A 13064-nucleotide genomic window follows, 5' to 3' on the forward strand; every position below is an offset into this window, starting at 1 on the left:
GCTACTCCGCCGCCACCGCCTCCGGGAGCTCGTCCAACGGGTGCGGCAAGCGGCCCAGCATTTCCTTGGGCACGACCTGCCAGAAGCGCGGCAGCGCGCGGTCCCAGTCGTCGAGCAACCCGCGCGACCATTTGCTGTCCGTGCTGCGCGCGTGCTCCTCGATCAGGTCGCGCAGCGTCGCCTCCCAATGCGCGGTCGCGACGCGCTGCCAGACGATGCTGTCGCCGTTGGCGCGGCGCTCGAACGAGCCGTCGGTGTCATGGATAAAGGCCATGCCGCCGGTCATCCCCGCGCCGAAGTTCTGCCCGACCGCGCCCAGCACCACCGCGACGCCGCCGGTCATGTATTCGCAGCCATTGGCGCCGCAGCCCTCGACCACCACGGTCGCGCCCGAGTTGCGGACCGCGAACCGCTCCCCCGCCTGCCCCGCCGCGAACAGGCGGCCGGAGGTTGCGCCGTAGAGCACGGTGTTACCGACGATGGTGTTGTCCTGGCTCGCCAGCGGGCTGGAGACGGCGGGACGGACGACGATGGTGCCGCCCGACAATCCCTTGCCGACATAATCGTTGGCATCGCCGAACACCTCCAGCCGGATGCCCTTGACCAGGAACGCGCCCAGCGACTGCCCCGCCGATCCGCGCAGCCGCACGGTGACGTGGCCGTCCGCCAGCTTGTCGCCACCGAAGGTGCGGACGATCTCGCTCGACAGCCGCGTCCCGACCGCGCGGTGGACGTTGCGGACCGAATAGGTCAGCTGCATCTTCTCGGCGCGGGTGAAGACGTTGGCGGCGTCCTTTATCATCTGTGCGTCGAGGCTGTCGGGCACCTCGTTGCGGAAGGTCGACAGGCTGAAGCGGCGCTCGGCGTCGGTGGCGTCGACCTTGGCGAGGATCGGGTTGAGGTCGAGGTCGTCCAGATGCTCGGCGCCGCGACTGACCTGACGCAACAGCTCGGTGCGGCCGATCACCTCGTCGAGCGAGCGGACGCCGAGCCGGGCGAGGATGTCGCGGACCTCCTCGGCGATGAAGGTCATCAGGTTGATGACCTTTTCTGGCGTTCCGGTGAACTTGGCGCGCATCCGCGGGTCCTGCGTGCAGACGCCGACCGGGCAGGTGTTGGAATGGCACTGCCGCACCATGATGCAGCCCAGCGCCACGAGGCTGAGCGTGCCGATGCCGAACTCCTCCGCGCCCAGGATCGCGGCGACGACGATGTCGCGCCCGGTCTTGAGTCCGCCGTCCGCGCGCAGCCGCACCCGGCCGCGCAGGCCGTTGAGCGTCAGCACCTGATTGACCTCCGACAGCCCCATCTCCCACGGCGTGCCGGCATATTTGATCGAGCTCTGTGGGCTGGCGGCGGTGCCGCCGACATGGCCGGAGACGAGGATCACGTCGGCATGCGCCTTCGCGACGCCGGCCGCGACGGTGCCGATGCCCGCCGAGCTGACCAGCTTGACGCACACCCGCGCGCGCGGATTGATCTGCTTCAGGTCGTAGATGAGCTGCGCCAGATCCTCGATCGAATAGATGTCGTGGTGCGGCGGCGGCGAGATCAGCGTCACGCCCGGCGTCGCATGGCGCAGCTTGGCGATGTATTCGGTGACCTTGAAGCCGGGCAGCTGCCCGCCCTCGCCAGGCTTGGCGCCTTGGGCGACCTTGATCTCGATCTCCTCGCAGGCGTTGAGATATTCGGCGGTGACGCCGAACCGGCCGCTGGCGATCTGCTTGATGACCGAATTGGCATTGTCGCCGTTCTCGCGCGGGGTGAAGCGCTCGCTGTCCTCGCCGCCCTCGCCCGACACCGCCTTGGCGCCGATCCGGTTCATCGCGATCGCCAGCGTCTCGTGCGCCTCCGGCCCGAGCGCGCCGAGGCTCATGCCCGGCGACACGAACCGCTTCCTGATCTCGGTGATCGCCTCGACCTGATCGACCGGCAGCCCCTCTGCGGGAAAGTTGAACTGGAGCAGGTCGCGCAGATAGACCGGCGGCAGGTCGGCCACGCCGCGACTGAACTGGAGGTATTGCGTATAGCTGTCGGTCGCGACCGCCGTCTGCAACAGGTGCATCAACTGCGCCGAATAGGCGTGGACCTCGCCCTGATGCCGCTGACGGTAGAAGCCGCCGATCGGCAAGGTCGCGACCGCGCTGTCGAACGCCGCGTCGTGGCGGATCGTGGCGTTGAGGTGCAGCGACGCATAGCCCTCGCCCGAGATCTTCGCGGGCATGCCGGGGAACAGGTCGTTGACCAGCGCGCGACTGAGCCCGACCGCCTCGAAATTATAGCCGCCGCGATACGACGAGATCACCGCGATCCCCATCTTGCTCAGGATCTTGAGCAGGCCGTCCTCGACTGCGATCCGGTGGCGGCGCAGGCATTCGGTCAGCGACAGGTCGCCGAACAGTCCACGGGCGTGGCGGTCGGCGATCGCGGCTTCGGCCAGATAGGCGTTCACCGTCGTCGCGCCGACGCCGATCAGCACCGCGTAATAATGCGTGTCGAGGCACTCGGCGGTGCGGACGTTGACGGAGGCGTAGGAGCGCAGTCCGCGCCGGACGAGATGGGTGTGGACCGCCGCCGCCGCCAGCACGCCGGCGATGGCGACGCGGTCTTCCGACACGTTCTCGTCGGTCAGGAACAGCTCGCTCTTGCCCTGCCGCACCGCCTGCTCCGCCTCGTTGCGGATGCGCTGGATCGCGGCGCGCAGGTCCGAGGCGTCGCCGCCCGCCGCGAAGGTGCAGTCGATCGTCGCCGCGCCGGTCCCGAAATACGCCTGCAGCCGTTCCCAATGCGCGCCCGTCAGCACCGGCGAGTCAAGCACCAGCACCCGCTCGCGACTTTCGTCGACGTCGAGGATGTTGGCGAGATTGCCGAACCGCGTCTTCAGCGACATCACATGGCGTTCGCGCAAGCTGTCGATCGGCGGGTTGGTGACCTGCGAGAAGTTCTGGCGGAAGAACTGGCTGATGAGCCGTGGCTTGTCGGAGATCACCGCCAGCGGCGTGTCGTCGCCCATCGAGCCGATCGCCTCCTTGGCGCCGTCGACCATCGGCGACAGGATCAGCTCCATGTCCTCCAGCGTCTGCCCGGCCGCGACCTGACGCCGCGCCAGCTCCGCGCGCGGATAGCCGACGACGGTATCGCTGGGCGGCAGGTCGGCGAGCGTCAGGAACTCGCCGATGCGGCCGGCATAGTCGACCTCGCCCGCGATCCGGTCTTTGACCGCGCGATCCTCCAGCACGACGCCTTCGTCCAGGTCGACCGCGATCATCTGGCCGGGGCCGAGCCGGCCCTTGGCGACGACGGTCGATTCGGGCACCACGACCATGCCGCTTTCGGAGCCGACGATCAGCAGCCCGTCGCTGGTTCGGGTATAGCGCAGCGGGCGTAGCGCGTTGCGGTCCATCCCCGCCACCGCCCAGTGGCCATCGGTCATGGCGAGCGCCGCCGGACCGTCCCACGGCTCCATGACACTGGCGAGATAGCGATACATCGCCGCGTGGCTGTCGGGCGTGTCGCCGTTCTCGACGAGCGATTCGGGCACCAGCATCAGCTTCGCGGTCGGCGCGTCGCGGCCGGAGCGGCAGATCGCCTCGAACACCGCGTCCAGCGCGGCGGTGTCGGATGCGCCTGCCGGGATCACCGGCTTGATGTCCTCGCAATGCTCGCCGAACGCGAGGCTCGCCATCCGGATCTCGTGGCTGAGCATCCAGTTCTTGTTGCCGCGGATCGTGTTGATCTCACCATTGTGCGCGAGGCATCGGAACGGCTGGGCCAGCCACCATTGCGGGAAGGTGTTGGTGGAATAGCGCTGGTGAAAGATCGCGACGCGCGAGGTGAAACGCTGATCGGTCAGGTCGGGGTAGAAGACCGACAATGATTCTGCGAGGAACAGCCCCTTGTAGACGATCGACCGGCAGCTGAGCGAACAGATGTAGAAGCCCTGGATCTGCGCGGCGATGACGCGCTTCTCGATCCGTCGACGGACGAGATAGAGGTTCTTCTCGAACTCGGCCGCGTCGACCGCATCGGGCTCCGGCCCGGCGATCATGATCTGCTCGATCTCGGGCCGCGTCAGTTGCGCCTTGGTGCCGATCACGCCGACGTCGACGGGCACCTGCCGCCAGCCATAGATGGTGTAGCCGGCCTCGATGATCGCGCTCTCGACGATCGTGCGGCAGCTCTCCTGCGCGCCCAGGTCGGTGCGCGGCAGGAAGATCATGCCGACCGCCAGCCGGTTCGGCCGCACCTTGTGCCCCGACGCGGCGATCGCGTCGTCGAAGAAGCGCACCGGCAGGTCGAGGTGCAGCCCGGCGCCGTCGCCGGTCTTGCCGTCCGCATCCACCGCGCCGCGATGCCACACCGCCTTCAGCGCATCGATCGCGCACTGGACGACGCGGCGGCTGGGCCTGCCGTCGGTCGCGGCGACGAGACCGACGCCGCATGCGTCGGACTCCATGTCCGGCCGGTACATGCCATGTTCGGCGAGGTAGGTGCGGTTCGTCTCCGTGGTCATGTCAGCAGCCTCCGTTCGGCGATCCGCGCGCGCAGATTGGCGTAGGCAGCGACCAGCAAGCCGCTTGCTACCCAGGTCTGGTTGACGCGATCGACCTGTTCGCCCTCGTCGGTCGGGTATTCGTGGACCAGCCTGTTGCGCAGCTCCGATGCGCCGATCCAGTCGTCCGCGTCGGCGAAAATGCCGAACTTCTCCAATTGATTGGCCTGATCGCGGCGCGTCATCGCACGCACGTCCTCCAGCTCCCAATCGAGATAGGCGCGGAACAGCCGGCCCAGCATGTCCTGAAGCTGCTCGTAGCGTTTCAGCAGCGCGACGCTAGCGATCCGCTCGATCACGGGGAGCCGCTCCAGCTCATCCTCCGTCGCCGGAAGCCGCGGCAGGAGAAATGGCCGCAGGTCGTCGAAGCCGCGTACGATCCGATCGCATCGTTCGACGGCGGCGCGGATCACGTCCTCCGTCGTCATGCGATGACGATCGAGTCGGGCGCGATGAGCCGCGCGAACGCCGATAGCGGGCGCCCGCGTTCCACCAGCACGACATCGACCTTCTGTTCATCGATATGTCGGAACAGCAAGTCCTTGAAAGCGCCCACACGACGCCATACGGGCTGATCGCTGACGTCGGCCTCGATCAACAGGTCGATATCCCCGCCGCGCAGGTCGTCGCGGGTGCGGCTTCCATATAGCCGGACCGTCGCCGTTGCGCCGAACACGTCGCACGTCGCCGTCTTGATCGCGTCGACGTCGCGCTGCTTCAGCCTCACGCCGCCCTCCGCGCGCCCGCTGCCCGCGCCCTGAGCCATTTGTGCATGGTCGCCGCGACGTCGCGGCCGTCGCGGACCGCCCACACCACCAGGCTGGCACCGCGCACGATGTCGCCGGCGGCGAACACGCCGTCCAGGCTGGTCATCAGCGTCCTGCTGTCCGCCAGCACGGTGCCCCAGCGCGTCACCTGCAGGTCGGGCGCGCCGAACAGGACCGGCAGGTCTTCCGCGTCGAAGCCGAGCGCCTTGATGACGAGGTCGGCGCGCGTCGTCGTGTCGCTGTCCGGCTCGTGCTCGGGCGCGCGGCGGCCGCTCGCGTCGGGCGCGCCGAGCCGCATCCGGCGCAACGCGACCTCACCGCCGTTCGGGCCGTCCCGCAACGCCGTGGGGGCGGAGAGCCATACGAACTCGACGCCCTCCTCCTCCGCGTTGGCGACCTCGCGCTGCGATCCCGGCATGTTGGCGCGGTCGCGGCGATAGAGGCAGCGGACGCTCGCCGCGCCCTGCCGCACCGCCGTCCGCACGCAGTCCATCGCGGTGTCGCCGCCGCCGATCACGACGACGTGCTTGCCGGTCGCCGACAGCGTGCCGTCGTCATAGGCCGGCACGCTGTCGCCGAAGCCCTTGCGGTTGGAGGCGGTGAGATAGTCGAGCGCCGCCGTCGCCCCGTCGGCGCCCGGCATGTCGACCTGGCGCGCACGATAGACCCCGGTCGCGATCAGCACCGCGTCGTGGCGCTGTCGCAGCTCGTCGAGGGAGGCGTCCTCGCCGACCGCGAAGCCGTGGTGAAAGATGATACCCCCGTCGCGCAGCCGCTCGACCCGGCGCATCACCACCGGCTTTTCCAGCTTGAAGCCGGGAATGCCATAGGTCAGTAGCCCGCCCGCGCGATCGTGCCGGTCATAGACATGGACGTTGTAGCCGTGATTGCGGAGGTATTCGGCGGCGGTCATCCCGGCGGGGCCCGCGCCGACGATCCCGACCGACTGGCCGCGTGCCGGCCCGACGGCGACCGGCTCGACCCAGCCTTCCTCCCATGCCTTGTCGGTGATGTATTTCTCGACCGAGCCGATCGTGACGGCGCCGTGGCCGGCGAACTCGATCACGCAATTGCCCTCGCACAGCCGGTCCTGCGGGCAGATGCGGCCACAGATCTCGGGCATCGTCGAGGTCGCGTTGCTGAGCTCGTACGCCTCGCGCAGCCGCCCCTCGGCGGTCAGGCGCAGCCAGTCGGGGATGTGGTTGTGGAGCGGGCAATGCACCGTGCAGTACGGAACGCCACATTGCGAGCAGCGCCCGGCCTGATCTTCCGCATCCGGGGTAGCGTAGCGCGCGGCGATCTCGGCGAAGTCGGCGGCTCGGTCGCCCGCCGATCGCTTGGCGGGGTAAGCCTGATCGCGCCCGACGAATTGCAGCATTGGATCGACGGCCATGCGGAGACTCGTACAAGGAGTGAACGTCACCCCTGTAACAGAGCCTTCGTGATCTTCTAGTCAGGCTAACTTACCTATATTGTAATTTGGAATCCTTCATCGCAGCGCATCATAAATATATGACGCTCAATCACGCCCGGATCGGAACTATTTCAGCAGGAACACGAGCGCGAGGCCCCCCGCTACGATGCGATACCAGGCGAACGGGGCAAAACCATGCCGCCCGACCAGCGCGACGAAACCCTTTACTACCCCGAGCGCCACGACGAACGCGACGATCGCGCCGACGCCGATCTCCGGCCAGCTCACCCCCTGCCCCGCCGCCAACGCATGCCGGTTCTGCCACAGCTCCAGCGTGCTCGCCCCGAGCATCGTCGGGATCGCAAGGAAGAAGGAGAACTCCGCCGCCGTCCGCCGCTCCACCCCCAGCGCGACGCCGCCCAGGATGGTGGCGCCCGAGCGGCTGACGCCCGGCACCATCGACAGGCACTGGATCACGCCGATGCCCGCCGCCGTCCCGACCGGTATGTCCGCGATGCCGCGCGTCTCCCCCGGCCTGGCGAACCGCTCCACCAGCAGGATTGCGACGCCGCCGACGATCAGCGCCACCGCCACCACCGTGGCGTTGCCGAGCAGCGCCTCCACCTTCTTGTGCAGCGCCAGTCCAACGACCACCGCGGGAAGGAACGCGATCAACAGGTTGCGGACGAAACGGACCGCGCCGTCCTGCCACCGTAGCAACCCGGCCGCGACGGTCCAGAACGTGCGCCAGTACAGCACGACCACCGCCGCGATCGCGCCGAGCTGGATGACGACGTTGAACAACGCCCAGCGCGCCGCGTCGTAGCCGAGCAGCCGCGTCGCCAGGATCAGGTGCCCGGTGGAGGACACCGGCAGAAACTCGGTCACGCCCTCGACCACGCCCAGCAGCGCGGCGGTCAGCAGGTCGCTCATGCGCCGACCTTCTCCGCCTGAAGCTCGACCGATTCGGTGGCGCGGCGGGCGAACCGGCCCTGTTTGCGATATCGGACCAGCCAGCCGGGCGCGACCGAGGCCATCGGCGTCGGCTCGATGCCGAACGCGGCGAGTCCCTCAGCGCCCGGCGCCACGACATTGTCGCGCTGGAGCATCAGCCACTGATCGCGCGTGATCGGCGCGCCCGGCAGGAACCCGGCGCCGGCGATCAGCGCGCCGGCGATGTCGGGCAGCTCGACGAAGCGCGGCCGCCGGTTGGTCTCCGCCGCGATCCATTGCAGCAGCGCCGCCATCGTCGGCGTGTCGGGGCCGCCTAGTTCATAGGTGCGGCCGGCGAACCGGCCCGGCTCGGTCGCGGCGAAGCGGATCGCCTCGGCGACATCGCCCACGAACACCGGCTGGAAACGGGTATTCGGCTTGAGGACGGGCACCATCGGCGCCTTGGCGATCAGGCCGGCGAAGCGGTTGAGGAACTGGTCCTCCTGCCCGAACACTACCGAAGGCCGCAGGATCGTCGCGGCCGCGAAGGCCACGCGCACCGCTTCCTCGCCCGCGCCCTTGGTCTGCGCGTAGGCGGACTGGCCGGTCGCGTCGGCACCGATCGCCGAGATATGGACCAGCGCCTCCACCCCGGCGTCGGCGGCGGCCTGCGCCACGATCCGCGCGCCGTCGACATGGACGCGCGCCATGTCGCCGAAGCTGCCCACCAGGTTGACGACGGCGTCCGCGCCCGCAACCGCGCGCGCCACCGTGTCGGGGCGGGTGATGTCGGCGGCGACGAACTGGCTCTGCCCCAGGCCACCCAGCGGTTTCAGGTAAAAGGCGCGCCGCGGATCGCGCTCGGCGAAGCGCACGCGCGCGCCTGCCCGCAACAGCGCCTGCGCGGCATAGCGGCCGATAAAGCCCCCGCCCCCGAACAGCACCACCAGCCTGTCACGCATCGCCCAATCCTCGCACCGAACGCGCGCTCCCTGCTCTCCCGCGCTCCGGTTGACAAGGCGCCGACGCCGCCCCTAAAGGCCCGCCCCTACCCGGAGCTTCCAGCTCCCCGTGCCCAGATGGCGGAATTGGTAGACGCACCAGCTTCAGGTGCTGGCGATCGCAAGGTCGTGGAGGTTCGAGTCCTCTTCTGGGCACCATTTCCCTGTTCGCGAGAGTTCGCCACTGGTCGACAAACCCTAGGTTTTCTGCCATTTTCGCCAGCGACACGGTTGCTGGCGTACGCCTTTGTTCGCCGACAGCCGGGCCAAAACAGGGGCCTTTTTGGGGGCCCTTTTTGGAGGGCCTGATATGGCGCTTACCGATACGGCGATCCGGGCGGCAAAGCCGAAGGAGCGGGATTACAAGCTCGCGGACGGCAGCGGCCTCTATCTTCTGGTGACTAAGGCCGGCGGCAAGCTCTGGCGGCTGAAGTACCGGGCGCATGGCGTCGAGCGGAAGTTGGCGCTGGGGAAGTATCCCGATGTGACGCTGGGGGCGGCCCGTAAGGCGCGGGGCGAGGCGCGTGCGAAGGCGGGCGCGGGCGACGATCCGGCAGCGGCCAAGCGGCGCGAGCGGGTCGCGGCCAAGCTGGCGGCAGGCACCACTTTCGGCGCTGTCGCCCTGGAATATGTCGGCAAGGCTGAACGCGAAGGCCGCGCGCCCGCCACGATCGCTAAGCTTCATTGGGCGCGAGAGTGGCTGCGACCCGCGATCGGTCATCGTCCGGTCGATCAGGTGGAGCCTCACGAGTTGCTGGCCGTCCTAAAAAAGCAGGAAGCGCAAGGCAACCTAGAGACTGCCCGCCGGACCCGCGCCTTTGCCAGTCGCGTGTTTCGCTATGCGGTCGCCACCGCTCGCGCCAAGGCCGATCCGGCCGGGCTGTTGCTCGGCGCGGTGGCGTCGCCCAAACCCAAAAACCTGTCCGCAATCGTCGACCCCAAGCGGATCGGCGAGCTGCTGCGCGCAATTGACGGCTATACTGGACAGCCGGTCACGCGGCTGGCGCTGGCGCTTTCGCCCCATGTGTTCGTCAGGCCCGGCGAGCTTCGCCAAGCGGAGTGGAGCGAGTTCGATCTGGAGGCAAACGTCTGGCGCATCCCGGCGGCGCGCATGAAGAAGCGGCGCGAGCATGTCGTACCGCTATCCCTTCAAGCACTGGCGATCCTTGGCAATCTGCGCGAATTGAGCGGCGGCGGGCGACTGGTATTCCCTGCGATGGGCAAACGTGATCGTCCCCTTTCAGAGAATACGGCAACGGCCGCGCTTCGCCGGATGGGGTTCGGCGCGGACGAAATGACGGCGCATGGGTTCCGCGCAATGGCGAGCACGCTGCTGAACGAGTCGGGCAAGTGGCATCCCGACGCGATTGAGCGCGCTCTGGCGCATCGTGACAGCGATCAGGTTCGCGCCGCCTACCATCGCGGCGCGCATTGGGACGAGCGGGTCCGGATGGCGCAATGGTGGAGCGACAAACTGGACGCGCTGAAGACCGGGGCAACTATCCTGCCGCTGACGGCTCAGGCCCTTTTGCGTTAGCGTGCTTGATCGAACGCGACGGCTGGCGATAGTTGGCGAGCATGGCCGAACACTGGATTGAGGCACGCGAGGCCGCTCGGATCGTCAATGATACAGACGCGCTTCGCCAGCGCGTGTCGTTCGGGATGGTGCGATGCTGCGCCCGACGCGCCACGATCGACGGCGAGCCCGTCGAGTTCCTCTGTCTTCCCGATGAGTTCTGGTCCGACAGTGGACGAGAGCGCCTGCAACAAGACTGGGAGCATGGCGACTTCCAATCTAGTTTCGATGGGCTGACGGTTTCCTGCGCGTTCGGCGTGCGCTTCGACGCTTCGGATGTGATCGCAATGGTTCCTGTCGAAAAGCGGGCAGCGGCTGCGCGCAGTCTATCAGTTGCGGGCAACGCGGCGTGGGTCTCGGCGCGGGAGGCTAGGCGCTTCGCTTACGATATGGCGGGGTTTAACCCGATGACGGCCGGCGCAGCTGTGGTCGAGCAATGCCGACTTGGGTTTGTGACAGCGCGAGCGATCGAGATGCGATGGGCGGCCGGGCAAAGGCCGGATGACTGGACGCAGGAAGAGCGCGAGTGGGACATCCCAGCTTGGTTTTGGGAGCGTTTCACGACGCAAGACGCTAGTTCGCAGGATTGGGAGCAAGGTCGGTTTGCTGGACGGGGGCGCGCACCTCAGGGCTACGGCTGGCTAACGCTCAACGGAGTGCACTTCCTGCGGTCCTCGCTCGATGTCCTTTTGCCGGTTGCGCCACCAGTGCCGGGAGAGCACGACCAAGCGGATCCGCGCAAGCCGGCACTTCCGGAAGCCGAATTGGAGAGATGGTGGAATAAGCTCGCGAAGGCACGAGACGGGCTTACGCAGGAACAGCTACGCGGGCTCGCGGCCAACGATCATCCGCAACATAGCGTCTCGCGAGATCGCATCCGGGCGCTGGCAGAAGGCCGCAAACCGGGCCCAAAGACAAATTAGGCGGGAATCTTCCGCGGAATTGCCGCGCAATAGCCGCCGAAATAGCCGCCTGATTCCACCTGCCTCAAACCCCGATCATGTCCGCCGATGCTCGCACGGACACGGGAGTGACGCATGGAAAATCTCGCAATTTCGATCAACGACACGGCAAAGGCGCTGAGCCTGGGCCGGACGACCGTTTATGCGATGATCGCCGATGGGCGATTGGAGGCGTTCAAGCTGGGCCGTCGGCGGCTGGTGAAGGCGGAGTCGGTGCGCAGGCTGATCGAGTCGCAGGGTTAGGGCGGTCGCTATGGCCGCGCGGCGGGCCGGCCCAAATTCCGTCAAGCTCAACCGCACCTATGACGTGGCAGAGCTGGCGGCGCGATTGGGCGTGCATAAGAATACGGTGCGCCATTGGCAGCGCGACGGGTTGAAACCGCTCGACAGCGGCCGGCCCGTGCTGTTCCACGGCGCGACAGTCCGCGCCTTCCTTTCGAGCCGTAGCGCCAGCCGCAAGTCGCCCTGTCCGCCGGGGACCCTCTACTGCTTCAAGTGCCGCTCGCCGCGTTCGCCGGCTTTGGGCATGGTCGATTATATCCCGATCAACGCCACGGGCGGCAACGTCCGGGCGATCTGCGCCGCCTGCGAAACCGTCATGCATCGCCGCGCCGCCAAAGCCTCGCTCGCGACCATCCTGCCCGGCTGCGACGTCCAAATCGCGCAAGCACCGCCACGCCTAAAGGGCAGCCCCTCGCCCTCCCTGAACTGTGACTTGGAAAGGCAGGCGACAATATGACGAAGCACAACGCCGCAAACGAGCGGGTGAAGCGAGATTACTACCGCTATCTGAAGGAGGCGAAGGGCCGTGACGAGGCTACGATCGACGCCGTTGCCAAGTCGCTGGCGCGGTTCGAGGAATCGACCAAGCGCAAGGAGTTTCGGCGCTTCCACCGCGAACAGGCGGTCGCCTTCAAGCGGGCGCTGGCAGACGCGTTGAACGCGCGCACGGGGGAGCGGCTGAGCAAGGCGACGATGCTGTCGACGCTGCGCGACCTCCGCGCCTTCTTCTTCTGGTTGGCACACCTGCCTGGCTTCAAGTCGCATATTGCCTATGCGGACGCGGACTATTTCAACCTGAGCGACAAGGACGTGGCGGTCGCGCGCGCGCGGCGCGAAAAGCGGGTGCCGACACTCGCGCAAGTGCACCTCGTTCTGTCGTCCATGCCCGCCGACACCGTGCTCGAAAGGCGCAACCGGGCGCTGATCGCTTTTGCCGCGTTGACCGGCGCGCGCGTTGGCGCGCTGGCATCCTTCCGGCTGGGGCACGTCAACCTGGACGAAGGTTATGTCGAACAGGATGCGCGGTCCGTCCGCACCAAGTTCGCCAAGACGTTCCGTACCTATCTCATGCCGATCGAAGGCAGCGCGCAGACCGTGTTCGCCGACTGGACCCGCGAGCTGGAGCGGGATCATCATTGGGGCGGCGACGATCCGCTGTTCCCAGCGACCGAAATGGGGCTCGACGAAAACGGCGGCTTTCGCGCGGCGGGGATCATGCGGAACGGCTGGAGCACGACACAGCCGATCAATGCGGTGTTTCGGCGAGCGTTCGAGCGGGCCGGCCTGCCGTATTACAACCCTCACAGCTTCCGCGATATGCTGGTGCGCCATGCGATGACGCTCAACCTGTCGCCGGAAGCGATGAAGGCATGGTCACAAAATCTGGGCCACGCCGACGTACTAACCACCTTCACGAGCTATGGCAGCGTACCGACACACCGCCAGGGCGAACTTATCCAATCAATCTCGCATGCAGGGGGATCGTCACCAGCCCGCGACGAGGTCGCTCAGGCTCTTGCTACGCTTCAGCGCGTGATCCCCGGACTAGGCGGTTCGAGACACGCGTAACTGATTGG

At 67.4% G+C, this 13064-nt stretch carries 11 protein-coding genes and 1 tRNA gene; 6 read left to right on the plus strand and 6 right to left on the minus strand.

Going from position 1 to position 13064, the window contains the following annotated elements; genetic code table 11:
* Position 1: 1 nt before the first annotated feature.
* The 6 genes from gltB to ACOFKS_RS09600 form a co-directional block, all read right to left on the minus strand.
* A complete protein-coding gene (gene gltB / locus ACOFKS_RS09575; RefSeq protein ID WP_419809015.1) occupies positions 2–4513 on the minus strand; it encodes a glutamate synthase large subunit in 4512 nt (1503 codons plus the stop codon).
* On the minus strand, positions 4510–4980 hold the full coding sequence (locus tag ACOFKS_RS09580; protein ID WP_419809016.1) for a hypothetical protein: 471 nt from the start codon (positions 4978–4980) through the stop codon (positions 4510–4512). The genes gltB and ACOFKS_RS09580 overlap by 4 nt, the downstream gene beginning before the upstream one ends.
* Positions 4977–5279 carry a nucleotidyltransferase domain-containing protein gene (locus tag ACOFKS_RS09585; RefSeq protein ID WP_419809017.1) on the minus strand — a complete coding sequence of 101 codons (303 nt, stop codon included), beginning with the start codon at positions 5277–5279 and terminating at the stop codon, positions 4977–4979. The genes ACOFKS_RS09580 and ACOFKS_RS09585 overlap by 4 nt, the downstream gene beginning before the upstream one ends.
* Entirely contained in the window at positions 5276–6712 is a 1437-nt protein-coding gene (locus ACOFKS_RS09590) for an NAD(P)-dependent oxidoreductase (RefSeq protein WP_419809018.1), read from the minus strand. The genes ACOFKS_RS09585 and ACOFKS_RS09590 overlap by 4 nt, the downstream gene beginning before the upstream one ends.
* A gap of 147 nt (positions 6713–6859) precedes the next feature.
* A complete protein-coding gene (locus ACOFKS_RS09595) occupies positions 6860–7666 on the minus strand; it encodes an undecaprenyl-diphosphate phosphatase (RefSeq protein WP_419809019.1) in 807 nt (268 codons plus the stop codon).
* A complete protein-coding gene (locus ACOFKS_RS09600) occupies positions 7663–8628 on the minus strand; it encodes a complex I NDUFA9 subunit family protein (protein ID WP_419809020.1) in 966 nt (321 codons plus the stop codon). The genes ACOFKS_RS09595 and ACOFKS_RS09600 overlap by 4 nt, the downstream gene beginning before the upstream one ends.
* A 111-nt stretch (positions 8629–8739) precedes the next feature.
* On the opposite strand from ACOFKS_RS09600, the gene ACOFKS_RS09605 reads away from it, so the two are divergent.
* From ACOFKS_RS09605 to ACOFKS_RS09630, 6 genes are all read left to right on the plus strand, one after another.
* Positions 8740–8826, plus strand: a tRNA-Leu gene (locus ACOFKS_RS09605).
* A gap of 151 nt (positions 8827–8977) precedes the next feature.
* Positions 8978–10204, plus strand: a complete 1227-nt coding sequence (locus ACOFKS_RS09610) for a tyrosine-type recombinase/integrase (RefSeq protein WP_419809284.1) — start codon at positions 8978–8980, stop codon at positions 10202–10204.
* 41 nt (positions 10205–10245) lie between these two features.
* Positions 10246–11166: a hypothetical protein gene (locus ACOFKS_RS09615; protein ID WP_419809021.1), complete on the plus strand. Its 921-nt coding sequence runs from the start codon at positions 10246–10248 to the stop codon at positions 11164–11166.
* A 114-nt stretch (positions 11167–11280) separates the two neighbouring features.
* The gene (locus tag ACOFKS_RS09620) at positions 11281–11448 is read left to right on the plus strand and encodes a helix-turn-helix domain-containing protein (RefSeq protein ID WP_419809022.1); all 168 of its coding nucleotides are present in this window, start codon (positions 11281–11283) and stop codon (positions 11446–11448) included.
* Positions 11449–11458: 10 nt separating this feature from the next.
* On the plus strand, positions 11459–11944 hold the full coding sequence (locus ACOFKS_RS09625; RefSeq protein WP_419809023.1) for a helix-turn-helix domain-containing protein: 486 nt from the start codon (positions 11459–11461) through the stop codon (positions 11942–11944).
* A gap of 236 nt (positions 11945–12180) precedes the next feature.
* Positions 12181–13056 carry a tyrosine-type recombinase/integrase gene (locus tag ACOFKS_RS09630; protein WP_419809024.1) on the plus strand — a complete coding sequence of 292 codons (876 nt, stop codon included), beginning with the start codon at positions 12181–12183 and terminating at the stop codon, positions 13054–13056.
* The last annotated feature ends 8 nt before the right edge of the window (positions 13057–13064 follow it).

It is taken from the genome of Sphingomonas sp. (assembly GCF_965200135.1).
Classification (GTDB): Bacteria; Pseudomonadota; Alphaproteobacteria; order Sphingomonadales; family Sphingomonadaceae; genus Sphingomonas.